The sequence below is a fragment of the Kineococcus anabasis genome, from assembly GCF_054590795.1.
Map to the genome: position 1 here is coordinate 72951 of NZ_BAAIHU010000004.1, position 15896 is coordinate 88846.

The 15896-nt window shown below is 74.8% G+C and carries 17 protein-coding genes; 13 read left to right on the forward strand and 4 right to left on the reverse strand.

Features of this window, described 5'->3' with window-relative positions:
* The first annotated feature begins 129 nt into the window (after positions 1-129).
* Positions 130-2724, forward strand: coding sequence for a putative bifunctional diguanylate cyclase/phosphodiesterase (locus tag ACYQBY_RS07925; RefSeq protein WP_459643309.1), 2595 nt, complete (start codon positions 130-132; stop codon positions 2722-2724).
* A 28-nt stretch (positions 2725-2752) separates the two neighbouring features.
* Here the strand turns inward: ACYQBY_RS07925 and ACYQBY_RS07930 are convergent, their stop codons facing one another.
* Positions 2753-4753 (reverse strand): M13 family metallopeptidase, encoded by a 2001-nt coding sequence (locus ACYQBY_RS07930; RefSeq protein ID WP_459643310.1) that lies wholly within the window; start codon positions 4751-4753, stop codon positions 2753-2755.
* A gap of 67 nt (positions 4754-4820) precedes the next feature.
* Between ACYQBY_RS07930 and ACYQBY_RS07935 the strand changes: the two genes are divergently transcribed.
* From ACYQBY_RS07935 to ACYQBY_RS07965, 7 genes are all read left to right on the forward strand, one after another.
* Positions 4821-5225: a tetratricopeptide repeat protein gene (locus tag ACYQBY_RS07935; protein ID WP_459643311.1), complete on the forward strand. Its 405-nt coding sequence runs from the start codon at positions 4821-4823 to the stop codon at positions 5223-5225.
* A 99-nt stretch (positions 5226-5324) separates the two neighbouring features.
* On the forward strand, positions 5325-5843 hold the full coding sequence (locus ACYQBY_RS07940) for an EXLDI protein (RefSeq protein ID WP_459643312.1): 519 nt from the start codon (positions 5325-5327) through the stop codon (positions 5841-5843).
* Positions 5844-5968: 125 nt separating this feature from the next.
* Entirely contained in the window at positions 5969-6976 is a 1008-nt protein-coding gene (locus tag ACYQBY_RS07945) for an ATP-binding cassette domain-containing protein (RefSeq protein WP_459643313.1), read from the forward strand.
* Entirely contained in the window at positions 6973-7776 is an 804-nt protein-coding gene (locus ACYQBY_RS07950; RefSeq protein WP_459643314.1) for an ABC transporter permease, read from the forward strand. Before ACYQBY_RS07945 ends, ACYQBY_RS07950 begins: the two co-directional genes overlap by 4 nt.
* 75 nt (positions 7777-7851) lie before the next feature.
* Complete coding sequence (locus ACYQBY_RS07955; protein ID WP_459643315.1) at positions 7852-8346, forward strand: GNAT family N-acetyltransferase; 495 nt, start codon at positions 7852-7854, stop codon at positions 8344-8346.
* A gap of 43 nt (positions 8347-8389) precedes the next feature.
* Positions 8390-9226 (forward strand): aldo/keto reductase, encoded by an 837-nt coding sequence (locus tag ACYQBY_RS07960; protein ID WP_459643316.1) that lies wholly within the window; start codon positions 8390-8392, stop codon positions 9224-9226.
* Between the two features lie 45 nt (positions 9227-9271).
* Positions 9272-9850, forward strand: coding sequence for a TerD family protein (locus ACYQBY_RS07965; protein ID WP_459643317.1), 579 nt, complete (start codon positions 9272-9274; stop codon positions 9848-9850).
* Between the two features lie 47 nt (positions 9851-9897).
* Here the strand turns inward: ACYQBY_RS07965 and ACYQBY_RS07970 are convergent, their stop codons facing one another.
* Positions 9898-10101: a PIN domain-containing protein gene (locus tag ACYQBY_RS07970; protein WP_459643318.1), complete on the reverse strand. Its 204-nt coding sequence runs from the start codon at positions 10099-10101 to the stop codon at positions 9898-9900.
* Between the two features lie 327 nt (positions 10102-10428).
* Positions 10429-11067: a TetR/AcrR family transcriptional regulator gene (locus ACYQBY_RS07975; protein ID WP_459643319.1), complete on the reverse strand. Its 639-nt coding sequence runs from the start codon at positions 11065-11067 to the stop codon at positions 10429-10431.
* 87 nt (positions 11068-11154) lie between these two features.
* Here ACYQBY_RS07975 and ACYQBY_RS07980 point away from each other — a divergent pair, with 87 nt between their 5' ends.
* The 4 genes from ACYQBY_RS07980 (at position 11155) to ACYQBY_RS07995 (ending at position 14173) form a co-directional block, all read left to right on the forward strand.
* A complete protein-coding gene (locus tag ACYQBY_RS07980) occupies positions 11155-11823 on the forward strand; it encodes a flavodoxin family protein (RefSeq protein ID WP_459643320.1) in 669 nt (222 codons plus the stop codon).
* A gap of 26 nt (positions 11824-11849) precedes the next feature.
* Positions 11850-12851 (forward strand): DMT family transporter, encoded by a 1002-nt coding sequence (locus ACYQBY_RS07985; protein WP_459643321.1) that lies wholly within the window; start codon positions 11850-11852, stop codon positions 12849-12851.
* Positions 12852-13240: 389 nt separating this feature from the next.
* Positions 13241-13606, forward strand: a complete 366-nt coding sequence (locus ACYQBY_RS07990) for a hypothetical protein (RefSeq protein WP_459643322.1) — start codon at positions 13241-13243, stop codon at positions 13604-13606.
* Positions 13607-13684: 78 nt separating this feature from the next.
* Positions 13685-14173, forward strand: a complete 489-nt coding sequence (locus ACYQBY_RS07995; RefSeq protein ID WP_459643323.1) for a hypothetical protein — start codon at positions 13685-13687, stop codon at positions 14171-14173.
* Here the strand turns inward: ACYQBY_RS07995 and ACYQBY_RS08000 are convergent.
* Complete coding sequence (locus ACYQBY_RS08000; RefSeq protein ID WP_459643324.1) at positions 14170-15114, reverse strand: hypothetical protein; 945 nt, start codon at positions 15112-15114, stop codon at positions 14170-14172. The genes ACYQBY_RS07995 and ACYQBY_RS08000 overlap by 4 nt on opposite strands.
* A 61-nt stretch (positions 15115-15175) precedes the next feature.
* On the opposite strand from ACYQBY_RS08000, the gene ACYQBY_RS08005 reads away from it, so the two are divergent.
* Positions 15176-15889, forward strand: a complete 714-nt coding sequence (locus ACYQBY_RS08005; protein WP_459643325.1) for a hypothetical protein — start codon at positions 15176-15178, stop codon at positions 15887-15889.
* Positions 15890-15896 lie beyond the last annotated feature (7 nt).

The following is a 15896-nucleotide window of genomic DNA, read 5'->3' on the forward strand; positions in this document are numbered from 1 at the left end:
TGCGGGACCGATCTGCCGCGCTCCGCTGTGTGACGATATGGCTACGCGGGTAGGACTGGAGCGAACCGGCCACCGACTGCGCCCCACCCGGGGACCGCACCGGCAGCCGGCCGCGCGCGAGGAGGTGCCATGGCTGCTGGCGGCGAGGCGCCGACGTCCGGGCACGTGCCCGGCGAGGAGGAGGCCGGCAGGCGGCGCGGGGGTCCGTTCACGAACCCCACCGCCCTCACCGTCGCCCTCACGCTCGCGCTGGCGAGCGTCGGTGCCCTCCTCTCCTCCCGGCTCCCGCACGAGGCGCTGCTGCCCGGCCCCAGGGGCACGGCCGGGCTGCTCGTCCTCCTCGGCCTCGGTCTGGCCTTCTACCTCACCGAGCTCGGCCAGGCGCTGGTCGAGATCCGCCGTCAGGCGTACGCCTTCTCCCTCGCGGGCATCCCCCTGCTCCTCGGCCTGCTGTACGTGCCGCCCCACGAGCTCGTCCTCGTCCGGGTCCTGGCCACGAGCATCGCCTTCGCCGTGCAGCGGGCACCGGCGCTGAAGTTCGCGTACAACACCGCCGCCTACCTGCTCGACACCGCCCTCGTCCTCACGCTGGTCCACGCCCTGCTCCCCGAGGGGGCGGGGCTCGACCTGCGCACCGCCCTGGTCTGCTACGCCAGCCTGGCCGTCATCGACCTGCTGATGGCCGGTTTCGTCATGCTCGCCATCCTCATCAACCAGGGACCTCCCCAGCGCGAGGAGGTGCTCGAGGCGCTGATGTCCGCGGCCGCCTTCGTGGGCATCACCACCACCCTCGGCTTCATCGCCGCCGCGCTGTTCAACGCCGGGCCCCTCGGCCTGGCGCTGCTCACGGTGTTCGTGGTCGTGACCGCCCTCGTCTACCGCGGCTACCTCGTCCTGCGCAGGCGCCACCAGTCCCTCGTGCTCGTCCAGGAGTTCATCGAGCAGGGCGAGGGCCCCGGGACCGCCGAGGAGGTGGCCCAGCGGCTGCTCACCCACGTCCGCACCCTCGTGCGCGCCACCCGCGTCCAGCTCACCCTCACCCCCACCGGCACCGGGCGCGGCACCGGCCCGGCCACCTGCACGAGCGTCGACGAGAGCGGCACCGTGCTGCTGCGCGCCGGTGAGGACGTGGCGGCCGAGTGGCCCGCCCTCTACGCCTCGCACGGGGGCGAGGCCGTGCTCCTGGACTCGCGCACCCACTCCCCCGGCGCCCGCCGGTGGCTGGACGAGCACGGGATCCGCGACGCGCTCGTCGTGCCGCTGGCGCGCTCCGAGACCCACGGCGTCCTCGTCGCCGTGGACCGGCTCGGCGACATCCCCAGCTTCACCCTCGACGACCTGTCCCTCCTGCAGGCCCTCGCCGGGCACCTCGCCGTCGCCGTGCACAGCCGCCACCTCGTGCAGCGGCTGCGGGACGACGCCACCCACGACTCCCTGACCGGCCTGCCGAACCGGGCCCTGCTCGCCGAGCGCACCGGTGAGGCCCTCGCCGGTGGCGGCACCGACACCGGCCCCGCGATCGTGCTGCTCGACCTCAACCGCTTCAAGGAGGTGAACGACGCCCTCGGCCACCACGTCGGCGACCAGCTCCTGCAGGTGGTCGCCCGGCGCCTGCAGGACACCGTCCGCCCGGACGCGACCGTGGCGCGCCTGGGCGGTGACGAGTTCGCGGTGCTGCTGCCGCGGTGCGAGAGCCCCGAGCTGGACGCCCTCTCCGTCGCGCAGCGCATCGTCGACACCCTCAGCCCGCCCGTGGACCTCGACGGGGTGACCGTCAGCACCGACGCCAGCCTCGGCGTCGCCGTCGCCACCGAGGGGCAGGACCACACCGACCTGCTGCGCCACGCCGACACCGCCATGTACGCGGGCAAGACCGCCGGCACCCGCGTGATGCTCTACACCCCCGCGCTGGACCGGGGCCGGGCCGAGCGCCTGGCGCTGCTGACGGACCTGCACGCGGCGCTGGAGCGGGGGGAGCTGCACCTGAGGTACCAGCCGAAGCTGGACCTGGCCCGTGGCGCGGTGACCAGCGTGGAGGCCCTGGTGCGCTGGGCGCACCCGGCGCTGGGGCCGCTCACCCCCGACGCGTTCATCCCGCTCGCGGAGTCCACCGGCCTCATCGACCAGCTCACCAAGGTGGTGCTGGCGCAGGCCCTGGAGCAGTGCCGCGCCTGGCAGGCCGCGGGGCTGGACCTCGCCGTCGCGGTGAACCTGTCCGCGCGCAACATCAACGACGTGTCGCTGCCGGAGCACGTCGCCGGCGCCGTCGTGGAGGCCGGGCTGCCCGCGAGCAAGCTCATCCTGGAGATCACCGAGAGCAGCGTGATGGGCGACCCGGAACGCACGGTCCCCGTGCTGGAGCGCCTCGCCGCGATCGGGGTGACCCTGTCGCTGGACGACTTCGGGACGGGGCACTCCAGCCTGTCGTACCTGCAGCGCCTGCCGGTCCGGGAGCTGAAGATCGACCGCTCGTTCGTGCGGGGGATGTCGCTGCCGCGGGAGGCGCAGGCCAGCGCGATCCTGGTGCGCAGCATCATCGGCCTGGGCCGCAGCCTGGACCTGCGGATCGTGGCGGAGGGCGTGGAGAACGCCGAGACGCTGGAGCAGCTGCGCGACTACGGCTGCGACGTCATCCAGGGCTACTACGTGGGGCGGCCGCTGCGCGCGGAGGACGTCGAGGCGGCCGGGCCCTTCCCCGTCCTGACGAGGAAGGGCCGCGGCTGACCGGGCCCGCGCACGGGCCCGGCCGGGCTCACCAGATGCGGACGCGCTCCGCGGGGTCCATCCACAGCTCGTCGCCCTCGCGCAGGCCGAAGGCCTCGTGGAACTCGTCGAGGTTGCGCACGACGGCGTTGCAGCGGAACTCCGGCGGGGAGTGCGGGTCCACGGCGAGGCGGCGGGCGGCCTCCTCGGGGCGGACCTTGCCGCGCCAGACGGCGGCCCAGCCGAAGAACAGCCGCTGCCGGCCGGTGAGGCCGTCGATCACGGGCGGCTCCTGCCCGTCGAGGGCGATCTCGTACGCCTTGTGCGCGATGGTCAGGCCGCCGAGGTCGCCGATGTTCTCCCCGACCGTCAGGGCGCCGTTGACGCGCTGGCCCGGCACCTCCTCCGGCTCCAGGGCGTCGTACTGGGCGATGAGCGCGGCGGTGCGCTTGCCGAACTCCTCGCGGTCGGCGTCGGTCCACCAGTCGGAGAGGTTGCCGTCGCCGTCGTACTTGGCGCCCTGGTCGTCGAAGCCGTGGCCGATCTCGTGGCCGATCACGGCGCCGATGCCGCCGTAGTTGGCGGCGTCGTCGGCGTCGGGGTCGAAGAACGGCGGGCGCAGGATCGCCGCGGGGAAGACGATCTCGTTCATGCCCGGGTTGTAGTAGGCGTTGACCGTCTGCGGGGTCATGAACCACTCGTCGCGGTCCACCGGCCCGCCGAGCTTGCCGAGGTCGTAGCGCAGGTCGAACTCGTTGGAGCGGCGCACGTTGCCCAGCAGGTCGGCGCGGTCCACGACGAGGTCGGAGTAGTCCCGCCACCTCGCCGGGTGGCCGATCTTGGGGGTGAACTTGCCGAGCTTCTCCAGGGCGCGGGTCTTCGTCTCCTCCGTCATCCAGTCCAGCGCGGCGATGTCCTGCCGGTAGGCCTCGATGAGGTTGGCGACGAGCTCCTCCATGCGCGCCTTGGCCACGGGCGGGAAGTGCCGCTCGACGTAGAGCCGGCCGAGCGCCTCCCCCAGGGCCCCCTCCACGAGCGCGACCCCGCGCTTCCACCGCTCCCGCAGCTGCGGCGTCCCGGACAGGGTGGTGCCGTAGAAGGCGAAGTTCTCGTCGACGAACGCGGAGGACAGGTAGGGGGCGGCCCCGTGGACGATGCGCCACTGGAGCCACTCGCGCCACTGCGGCACGCGCTCGGGGGTGAGCAGGCCCGACAGCCCGGCGAGGAAGCCCGGCTGGCGGACGACCACCTCGGCGAGGGCGGACTCCTCGATGCCGGCGGCGTCCAGCCACGCGGCCAGGTCCACGGTGGGCAGCAGCTCCTGCAGGCCGGCGCGCTCGACCCTGGTGTAGGTGAGGGTGGCGTCGCGGTTCTTCACGCGGTCCCAGTGGTGGGCGGCGACGGCCGTCTCCAGCTCCAGGACCCGCGCGGCGGCACCCTCGGGGTCGGGCAGGCCCGCCAGCTCCAGCATGCGCCGGACGTGCTCGCGGAACTGCCCGCGGATCTGCGCGTACTGCTCCTCGCGGTAGTAGGACTCGTCCGGCAGGGAGAGCCCGTACTGGGTGAGGTGGAGCAGGTAGCGGTCGGACTGCTTGGAGTCGGTGTCGACGTAGAAGGCGAAGGGGCCGTTGACGCCGACCCGCTGCAGCCGGCCCCAGGTGCGGACCAGGCCGGCGACGTCCTCCACCTGTGCGGCGAGGGCGAGCTCGGGCTCCAGGGGGGAGGCGCCGAGCGCCTCGACCGCGTCGGTGTCCATGAAGCTCGCGTAGAGGTCGCCGATCCTGCGTGCGTCGCTGCCCTCCGGGGCGCCGGAGGCGGCGGCCTCCTCGACGATGGCGCGGACCTCCTCCTCGGACTGGTCGCGCAGGCGGATGAACGCCCCGTCGAGCGCCCGGTCGGCCGGGATCTCCGCGGTGCTGAGCCAGGCGCCGTTGACGTGGCGGTAGAGGTCGTCCTGGGGGCGGGTGCCGGGGTCGAGGGCGCTGAGGTCGATCCCGGACGGGCGGGTGGCGGTTCCTGTCGGGCCGATCACGTCGGTGCCGGAGGTCATGGTCCGAGCATAGGTCGACCACCGGAGCACGGCCGGGCGGGAAGGACGCGCACCCCGCGGATGTTGTGTGAGCGATCACCTACACCGGGAGGACGCCGTGGACACCACCCTCGACCTCTACCGCGCCGCGCAGGGCTGGCTGCGGGAGGGGCAGCCCCGTGAGGCCGTCCGGCTGCTGGAGCTCGCCGAGGAGCGCTCCCCCGGCGAGCCCGCCGTGCGCCGGCTCCTGGCCCGCGCCCTGTTCGACTTCGCCGCCCTGGGCCGCGCCGAGGAGCTGGCCCGCGGGCTCGTGGCGGCCGACCCCTCCGACGCGGGGGCGGCCCTGCTGCTCGGGCGGACCCTGCAGCGCCGCGGTGACGCGGAGGCCGGCCGGTGGCTGCGCCTGGCCGCGGCGATGGACCCGGTGCTGGCGGGCGCCGGGACCGGGGTGCTGCGCAGCGGTGAGGGCGTCGTGAACCTCGTCGACGGCTGAGCGGGCGCACAGGAGGGCCCGGCGCACACCGGGCCCTCCCGCGGCTCTTCCGATATACGTATATGTATGTTTATATGGGCGCGGAGGTTACGATGAACCGTGCCCAACAAGACGATCTACGTCGCCGAGGGCGACCTGCCCCTCTTCCAGCGCGCCCAGGAGCTCACCGGCGGCAACCTCTCGGCGGCCGTCAGCACCGCGCTGCGACGCCTCGTCGACGCGGAGGAGGCGAAGATGGAGGGCTTCGAGGAGATCACCGTGCGGGTCGGCCCGGGCCCCGGCCGCCGCCAGCGCTTCACCGGCGTGCTCCTCGTGGAGTGGAGCCGCTCCACCGCCGAGCGCACCGAGCGGTTCCGCGTCTACCGCACCCGCAGCGGCAGGTTCGCCGTCCACCTGGAGAAGTCGCCCGAGACCCTGTGGAGCGCCGGCCCCGACGGCCAGGCGCGCGGCTGGCGCAAGCACTTCAGCAGCGACCAGCAGTGGGGGACGACGGCCGCCACCGCCACCCTGGAGGTCGTCGACGACCTCGACGCCCTGCGCGCGGTGGTCCCCGAGGAGCTGCACGTCCACGTCGCGGCCCTGGCCGCCGAACCCGTCGTCGAGGACCTCGACATCTGACGCCCGCCGGCACCTGACGCCCACCGGGCACCCGCACACCTCACACCCCGCGCCGCGGCGCGGCCCCACCCGCCCGAGCCGCCGCGCGCCGCGCCCCGGTGGCCCCGCCCTGCCCGGAGGCAGCCGTGCACCCCCAGCCCACCCCACCCCCCCGGTCCCCCTCGCCCGTCCCCCGCACCGCCCTGCGCACCACCGGGCTGCGCAAGGCCTACGGCGGGCGCACCGTCCTCGACGGCCTCGACCTCACCGTCCCCGCCGGCAGCGTCCTGGCGCTGCTCGGGCCCAACGGGGCCGGCAAGACCACCACCGTGGACGTCCTCTCCACCCTCGTGCCCGCCGACGGCGGCACCGCGCAGGTCGCGGGGCACGACGTCGCCACCGAGCCGGCCGCCGTGCGCGCGGCCATCGGCGTCACCGGCCAGATCTCCGCGGTCGACGACCTGCTCACCGCCCGGGAGAACCTCGGGCTGATGACCCGCCTGCTGCACCTCGGCCGGGCGGCCGGGCACCGCCGCACCGCGGAGCTGCTGGAGCGCTTCGACCTCGCGGACTCCGCCGACCGGCCGGTCTCCACGTTCTCCGGCGGCATGCGGCGCAAGCTCGACCTCGCGATGACCCTCGTCGGCGAGCCGGAGGTCGTCTTCCTCGACGAGCCCACCACCGGGCTGGACCCCCGCAGCAGGCGCGCCCTGTGGGACGTCGTCCGCGCGCTCGTCGCCGGCGGCACGACCGTCCTGCTCACCACCCAGTACCTGGAGGAGGCCGACGAGCTGGCCGACTCCGTCGCCGTCCTCGACGCCGGGCGGGTCGTGGCCTCCGGAACCCCCGCTGAGCTCAAGCGCCGCGTCGGCGGGGGCAGCACCCGCGTCCACCTGCGCGACGGCGCCGGGCTGGCCGCCGCCGTCCGCGCGTTCCCCGAGGGCGTGCCCGACGAGGCCGCGCTCGCGCTCGTCCTGCCCGGCGGCGGGGACCCCCGCGCCGTGCGGGCGGTGCTCGACCGCCTCGACGCCCACGACGTGCCCGCCGAGCACGTCGAGGTCCGCACCGCCGGCCTCGACGACGTCTTCCTCGCCCTGACGGGTGGCGCCCCCGCCCCCGCCGCGGGCGCCGTGCGCGAGGAGGTGGCCCGGTGAGCGCCGCCACCCTCGCCCTGACCGACTCCGCGACGATGCTGTCGCGCTCCCTGCTGCGGATGCGGCGCTACCCGAGCCTGACCGTGATCCTCGTCGCGATGCCCGTGGTGCTCCTGCTGCTCTTCGTGTACGTCCTCGGCGGCACCCTCGGGGCGGGCCTGCCCGGCGGGGCCGACGCCGGCGCGGACGGCCGTGCGCGGTACCTCGACTACGTCACCCCCGCCCTCGTCGTGGCGGCCGCCGCGGGCGCAGCCCAGGGCACGGCGATCTCCATCGCCATGGACCGCACCGCGGGGATCGTCGCCCGCTTCCGCACCATGGCGATCGCCCCCTCCTCGGTGCTCGCCGGGCACGTCCTCGGCAGCGTCGTGCAGTCGTTCCTCGCCATGGGGGTCCTGCTGGGGGTGGCGGTCGCGCTGGGCTACCGCCCCGCCGCGGGGGTGGCCGGGTGGGCGGCCCTCGTGGGCGTGCTCCTGCTCCTCGCCCTCGCCCTGACGTGGCTGTGCCTGGCGCTCGGTCTCGTCAGCGACAGCGTGGAGACGGCCAGCAACCTGCCGATGCCCCTGGTGCTGCTGCCCTTCCTGGGCAGCGGCTTCGCTCCGGTGGAGTCGATGCCCGCCGGGCTGCGCTGGTTCGCCGCCCACCAGCCCGCCACCCCGGTCATCGAGACCGTCCGGGGGCTGCTGGCGGGGAACGCCGACGGGAGCACCGCGGCCACCGCGGTGGCCTGGTGCGCGGTGATCGCCCTGGCCGGGTGGGCGTGGGCGCTGCGCGCCTTCCGGCGCAGCGCCGCACGCTGACCGCGACCCCGCCCGCCACCCGGCGCGGGGCCCCCCCCCCCCCCCCCCNGGGCGCGTCGCCGCTACCGTCGGCCCGTGCCCTGGCTCCCGGAGGACTTCCGCCACCCCGAGCGCGTCGAGCTGCCCACCGGGCACCACCTGCGCCCGATCCGCGCCGACGACGTCGGCCTCGACATGCCCGCGGTGACGGGCTCGCGCGAGCGGCTGTGGGCCCTGTACGGCGAGGCCTGGGGATGGCCCCCGGAGGGCATGACCCACGAGCAGGACCGCGCCGACCTCGCCCGCCACGAGGCGGAGATCGCCGCGCACGAGTCGTTCAACTACGCCCTCTTCGACGAGGGCGAGACCGCGCTGCTGGGCTGCGTCTACGTCGACCCCACCCGCAAGGAGGGCCACGACGCCGAGGTGTCGTGGTGGGTGGTGGACGAGCTCGCCGGCTCCGACGTCGAGGCGGCCCTGGACGAGCTGGTCCCGCGCTGGCTGGGCGAGGCGTGGCCGCTGCGCGCGCCCGCCTTCGTGCCGCGCGACGTGCCGTGGGCGGAGTGGGCGCGCAGGCCGGAGCGCGGCTGAGCGAGGTGTTGCGGGCAACCGCTTGCCGCAGCAGGGTGGGGACGTGAGCGCCGTCCCCGCCCTGCGCCTCAACACCGGCGCCACCATCCCCCGGCTCGGCCTCGGCACCGCCCGCGCCGACGACCCCACGACCCGCCGCACCGTCGCCCGCGCCCTGGAGCTCGGCTACCGCCTGCTCGACACCGCCTCCCGCTACGAGAACGAGCGCGGCGTCGGGCAGGGCATCGCCGACTCCGGCCTCCCCCGCGAGGAGGTGTTCGTCTCCACGAAGCTGCGCGGGGACGACCAGGGCTACACCTCCGCCAAGGAGGCCCTGCACGGCAGCCTGGAGCGGCTCGGCCTCGACCACGTCGACCTCTACCTCGTGCACTGGCCGCTGCCCCGCCTCGACCGGTACGTGGAGTCCTGGCACGCCATGGAGGAGCTGCGCGCCGAGGGCCTGATCCGCGCCATCGGGGTGTCCAACTTCCTGCCCGAGCACCTGGACCGGCTGGAGCGCGAGTCCGGCACCGTCCCCGCGGTCAACCAGGTCGAGATGCACCCGCGCCTGCCGCAGGAGGCCCAGCTCGCCGACGACGCCCGCCGGGGCATCGTCACCGAGGCGTGGTCACCGCTCGGCGCCGGCAACGACCTGCTGGAGGAACCGGCCCTCGTGCGCACCGCGGAACGCCTCGGCGTCACCCCCGCGCAGGTCGTCCTCGCCTGGCACCTGCACCGCGGCGTCGTCACCTTCCCCGCCGCGTTCGAGGAGGACCTGCTGCGGCAGAACCTCGCCGCCCTGGACGTGCGGCTCGACGACGAGGCCCTCGCGGCGGTCGCCTCCCTGGAGAGCGGGGAGCGGGTCTCCGGCCAAGACCCCGCGACCTTCGAGGAGTTCTGAGGTCGGGTAGCGTCGCCCCACCGGAACGGCACGAGGGAGCACGACATGGGAGTCAGCCTCGCCAAGGGCGGCAACGTCTCGCTGACCAAGGCCGCCCCGGACCTGCGCGCCGTGAGCGTCGGCCTCGGCTGGGACGTGCGCACCACCACCGGACAGGCGTTCGACCTCGACGCCTCCGCCCTGCTGCTCGGCGCCGACGGCCGGGTCCTGTCCGACGCGCACTTCGTCTTCTACAACAACCTCACCAGCCCCGACGGCTCCGTCGTGCACACCGGGGACAACCGCACCGGTGAGGGCGAGGGCGACGACGAGGTCGTCGAGGTGGACCTGTCCCGGGTGCCGCAGCAGTGCCAGCGCATCGTGTTCGCCGTGTCCATCCACGAGGCGGACGCCCGCCGGCAGAACTTCGGGCAGATCCACAACGCCTTCATCCGGGTCGTGAACCTCGACGACGGCGAGGAGCTCGTGCGCTTCGACCTGAGCGAGGACGCCTCCACGGAGACGGCGATGGTGTTCGGCGAGGTGTACCGGCGCGGGGTGGAGTGGAAGTTCCGTGCGGTGGGCGCCGGCTACGCCAGCGGCCTGCGCGGCATCGCGGGCGACTTCGGCGTCAACGTCGAGTAGGGCGCGCCCGGCGGTGCGGCCGCCGCCGACCCGCCGCGGGCGGCACGTCAGGGCCTCGTCACCGCGAGCAACGCCTCCAGCCCTCGGTGGTCGTCGGGGTTCGAGGTGACCAGCGCGAGGTCATGAGCCCGGGCGGTGGCGGCGATCATGAGGTCCAGGCGGCGAGGCCCGGGCTCGCGACCGTTGGCCACGGCTGCTGCGGCGATGTCGTGGCGGCGCTGTCGGACCGCCCGCTCCACCGGGTCGGTCACGCTGTCGATCCCCCCTGCCAGTGGCTGGTCGTCCTCACCACGCCACTGTGGGAACGAACTGCTACGGGTGGTCGGCTCCACCGTCCCCGGGAGGATGATCAAACGCTCCCGCGCCCTGCGGGCGCGATCATGGGCGACCCGAACGCACTCATCTCACGGGTGGTGTCGGGTCTGCCGGTGAACGGATGCTCAGCCGGACACCACGACGCAGATCTCGGGTTCAGCTCCCACCTGGCTGAGCCGGCGGCGAGCGGCGCGGGTTGCCGGCCTCCTGCGGCCCGGCTTCCGGGACGGGGCGGCGCGTGGGGCGGGTGGCGCTGAGCGAGGTCAGGAAGTGGTCAGCGCGCCGGTGGTCGCGCCGGTCAGCGCGTCGGGTACGCCCAGGAGAGCGCCTACTGCAGCGTGCAGGCCGACGAGGACGCTGGTGTCGTCGTGCAGGCGAGCGAACAGCACCAAGCCCTCGATCTGGGCGACGACCGCCCGGGCGGTGGTCGTCGAGGCGACGTGGCCGGGCACGTCGCCGGCGGCGGCGGCCTCCTGCAGCACGTGGAGGACCTGGGCGACCTGGGCGTCGAAGATGTCGCCCAGCCGGGCGCGCAGGTCGCCTTGTTCGGCGTCGAGCTGGAGGGTGATGTTGGCGAGGGTGCAGCCGCGCACCGTGCCGGTGGCGTACTTGGTCTCCTCCTGCGTGCGCACGTAGTAGTCGAGCAGCTCCCGCAGCCGCCGCAGCGGGGGCTGTTCCGCGTGGAGGATGCGCAGGCAGTCCGCTTCCTGGGCCGCCCAGTGGGCGTCGATCGCGGCGCAGGTGAGGGCCTGCTTGGACTCGAAGAAGTGGTAGAAGCTGCCCTTGCGGACGCCGGCGTGGGCGCAGATGTCGCTGACACCGACCGCGTGGTAGCTGCGAGCTGCGATCAGGCCACGTGCCGCGTCGACGAGCCGTTGCCGTGCATCGCTGGTGCGTCCCATGTCTCCAGAGTAGACGGTCGGTCAAGTATTGACGGCTAGTTGACCGACCGTCTAGCTTGCTCGGCACCTGCCACCCGAGGAGAGACCATGACGCCCACCGCGTCCCCCGCCGTCCCCGCCCAGACCACTCGCGGCGGTGACCGCTCGACCTCCGTGGTCATCGCGTACCACAGCGGTTACGGGCACACCGCCCGCCAGGCCGCGGCGGTGCGTGACGGAGCCGCCTCCGTCGCCGGCGTCGCCGCCGAGCTCCGTGACGTCGGCGTCCTCGACGAGGACCTCTGGGCCGCACTGGAGGCTGCCGACGCCATCGTCTTCGGCTCCCCCACCTACATGGGCAGTCCCTCGGCCGTCTTCCAGGCCTTCGCCGAGGCCAGCGGTGGTGTCTGGGCCCGGCAGGGCTGGAAGGACAAGGTCGCCGCCGGCTTCACCAACTCCGCCGGGATCAGCGGCGACAAGCTCAACACCCTCACCTCCATGGCAGTGCTCGCCGCCCAGCACGGCATGCACTGGGTCAACCTCGCGCTGCCGCCCGGCTGGCTCTACCGCAGCGACGGCGACATCGACGATCTCAACCGCCTCGGCGGGTTCCTCGGGGCGATGGCCCAGTCGCCCTCCGACGCCGGGCCCGACACGTCCCCCTCCTCCGGTGACCTGCGCACCGCTCACCACCTCGGCCGGCGCGTCGCTGAGGTCACCGCGCAGCTCACCCGCAACCACCGGTCCACGGACCTCGCGGGCACGGCCGCGGGATGACGGCCGTTCCGGCGCATCCCGGCGCGGTGGTCGACACCGCGCCGGGGCCGGGCGCTCCCCGCACCGGGCGGACCGGCACCGCCACCGGCGTCCTGGCCGCCCTCTTCTCCGTGATCGTCTGGGGCGCCATGTTCCGCGTCTCGGCCGGGATGCTCGACGCGATCGACCCCTTCCACCTGACCCTGATCCGCTACGGCACCGCGGCAGTGCCCTTCACCGCCCTGCTGGTGTGGAGGGAGGGCTGGTCGGCGCTGCGTTTCGAGGGGCGGTTCGCCCATCTCGTCGTGCTGGGCGGGGCGGGGTTCGCCGGCTTCAACTTCCTCGTCTACCTCGGCCTGCAGTCCTCCCGCCCGCAGAACGCCGCCATCATGATGGCGACCTTCCCCCTGCTGACGAGCGTCGTCGTCTGGCTCCGGTTCCGACACCGACCCTCCCGGGCCACCACGGTGGCGGGGCTGGCAGCCGTGGCCGGGGCCCTGCTGGTCATCACCCGCGGCCACCCGTCGAGCCTGGTCGACATCCTCGGCCGGGGCGATGTGCTCATCCTCGCCGGAGTCCTCTGCTGGGTCGTCTACACCATGGGTCCTGCCGACCTTCCCGGCCTCTCGCCGCTGCGCTACACCACCCTCGCGGTGCTGGCGGGCCTGCTCCCCGTCGCTGCCGGCACCGCGGTCGCCACCTGGGCGGGCCTCGCCACCACGCCGGGCGGCGCCGAGCTGCGTGCGCATCCGGCGCAGCTGCTCTACATGGTCCTGCTGGCTGCCGTCCTCGCGACCAGGTCGTGGTCGTCGGCGAGCAGGATCCTCGGCGCGCACGACACCGCGCTCTTCATGAACCTGGTGCCCGTCACCGCCTTCACCGTCGAGATCGCCCTCGGCTATCGACCGAGCCCACTGGAGATCACCGGCGGACTCCTCGTCCTGGGCGCACTGCTGGCTCACAACCTGCACGGACGCCGCCGCCCCGACCCGCAGGTCACCACGGAGCGGGGACATCCTCCCCGCCGGGATCCATCACCGCGGCCGTGACCGGACCGTGCCCCGCCCGCGTCGCCTCCGCCTGCCGGAACACCCCCACCGGCACCTCCGCCACGACCGTCTCGTCGACGCCCACACGACACCATCGCTCCACGGACCGCTGAGGAGCGGACGATCCACCGGATCCGCCGATGTGCGGACACGAGCTGGGCCGGTGGAGACGAGCGAGACGCACACCTGCCCTGCTTGCCGCGTCTGCGGTGCGCCGGCGCACGGAGGAAGCGATGAAGTCGCCGGCGACGTGTCGGGCCGCGATCGCGGCCGCGGTGCTCCTGACATGCACCAGTGCCGTGCCAGCGGTTGCGACGGACGGCAGCACGTCCGCGAGGATCCGCGCAGACGCCCGGTCCGCACCGCTGTGGGTCGGGCGGGAGTGGCGCGTGCGCACGGTCCGGGTCGACGAGGTCGAAGTCCACGTGTCCCCGCGCGGCGAAGCGCGCGTGACCTTCAACCGGGACGGCACCTTCATCTTGAACGACGGCTGGACCGGCTGGTCCGGTCGCTACCGCAGGACGGCAGATGGCTTCATCGTGGACCCGGAGGTGAGCACGAACTTCGGCCCATCCGGGCTCCGCAACGAGCACATGGCCGTGAAGACCGCCGTCCTGGCCCTCACAGGCCTCGACCACACCCAGGACCCTTCACGTACCGGCCCGCTCACGCCCGAGCCCACCCCGGTCGAGGCACGACCGCACCACGGCCCGCTCACCCTCACCACTGAGCGCTACCGGCTCCTGCTCACCTGACTGTCACGCCCGCTCACGCCGCGGGTGGTGCGCGAAGCTGACGTTCGACGCATCCACCCGGAGCTGAGGAGCCTGCTCGTGGACGAGCCCGAGGACCTCTCCGCTGCGGCCGCCCCGGGTGACGAGCAGCCTCCGAGGACGTCGCCGGAGCACGCCGAGGGCCCGGCGGGCGTGGCGCCCTCCTGGCACGGGCAGCGCGAACGGATCGTCAGCGCCCTCGGCGGGGACGAGTACGCCGGCGTGCTGACCCAGCCCGGCGAGCACCTCGTGGTGCTCGTTCCCCGGGCGCAGGACCCCGGACGAGTGCTGGCCAGGGCGCGGGCGGCGTCGTCGAGGCCGGCGCCGGTCCGGCCGGCGCCGGGGACCGCGCCCCGGCGCCGCGGCGGAGGCCGCTGCTACTGGCAGGCCTCGCAGTCCGGGCCGGCGTCGATGGCGCAGGCGCTGACACCGGAGAGGAAGTCGTCCTCCTCCTCGACGGCGGGCGCGGTGGTGGTGGGGTCGGCCACGGGGATCTCCTCGGGTCTCGGGCCGGTGCGGGCCCGGCGCTGGTGCGGGTGGACAGGCTAAGCGCCGCGGAGCGCGGGGAATTCCGCCACGCCGGTGCCGGCCCACGTGAAGCCGGCGCCCGCCTCGGCCACCGGCTCCCCGCGCACGCCCGCGGCGAGCAGCGCGAGGTACGCCGCGCCCGCCTCGTCGTTCACGGCCCGCTCGGGGACCAGCACGGGGTAGGCCCGCGGCGGCAGCGCCCCGGCCGGGCGCACGTCGACGTGGGCGACGTCGAGGCCGCGGGCGTGCAGGAGGTCGGCCATGGCGTAGTCGGTGCGGGAGTCGCCCACGGTGCGCCAGCGCAGCGGCAGCTCCCCGTCCGCGGCGAGCAGCTCCAGGGCGCGCTCGGCACCGAGGTCCTTGCCCAGGCGCACGGACTCCACGTCCACCGCGATGATCGTGGGGTCGACGCGGTAGGGCACCCGCCCGGCGGCGTCGGGCCGCACGTCGTCGTCGAGGCGGACCCCGAGGCCGGCGGCCGCGCAGGCGTCGAGGACCTCGGCCTGGAAGCGCTCCTGCGCCGGGGCGTACCCGTCGGCGCCGACGTCGACGCGCTGCTCGACGGAGACCATGGCGCGCTTGGTGCGGTCCACGAACATCGTGCCGGTGTACCGGGCGGCGACGATCCCCTCCACGAGGTCGTGCACCTGCCGCGGCACGGCGAGGGTGTCGTCGACGGAGACCTCCCCGGGGCCCGCGGCGCCCACGCCGAACCAGACGGCGCCCTTCTCGCAGACGGCGTGCACCCGGGCGTGGGCGGGCAGGCCCGCGGCGAGCAGCGGCGCGACGACCTGCTCGCGGCAGAACGCGTCGGAGCGGCCGGTGTTGAACACGAGCGGGACCCCGGCGGCAGCGAGGGCGACGAGGGAGGCGAGCAGGCCCGGCTCGCGCACGGTGCGGGTCAGCGGGCTGGAGACCGGCCCGTCCACGTCGAGGAGGAGACCGAGGGGAGGTGGGGGCACGCGCCGATCATCCCGGACGCCGTCCGCGTGTGGCGCACGCGTGCCCGGGTACGGGCGGGGCATGCCGGACCAGCAGAGCGCCGTCCCGTTCGTCTCCACCCTGCCGCCCGCTCCCGCGCCGGGGGCCGCGGAGCGCCCGCTGCTGGCCGCGGTGGGCACGGCGATGGGCGCGGCGATGGCGGTGGCGGGGCGGCTGCGCGGGGACAAGGCCGTGCACGCCCGGGGCCGCACCGTGTCCGGGACCGTGCACCGGCACGGCCTGGCGGAGCCGGCGGGGGTGCCGTGGCTGGACGTGCCGGGGGAGGACGCGGCGGCGGTGCGCTTCTCCCGCGGCGGTGGGCTGCCGGAGCACCTGCCGGACCTGCTGGGCCTGGCGGTGCGGGTGAGCGGCGCCGACGGCTCCCCGCACGACGTGCTGATGTCCTCCAGCGCGGGGCGCTCGCCCGTGGCCCGGCACCTGCTGGCCCCGGGGCGGGACCCGCTGGCGGCGGTGTACACGAGCGTCGTGGCGTACTCGTGCCCGGCCGGGCCGCTGCTGCTGGGGGCGCTGCCGGAGGGCGGTGGCTCGTTCACGCTGGCGGTGGCGTCCCCGCGGGGGCCGTGGCGGTCGTTCGCGCGGCTGGAGGTGGACCGCTCGGCGGTGCTGCCGGACGTGGCGTTCGACGCGGTGGTCAACCAGGTCCCGGGGCTGGTGCACGGGCCGCGGATGGCGTCGCTGCGGCGGCCGGCGTACGCGGCGAGCCGGCGGGTGCGCCGGGCGCGGCTGGACTCCTGAGCGCGAC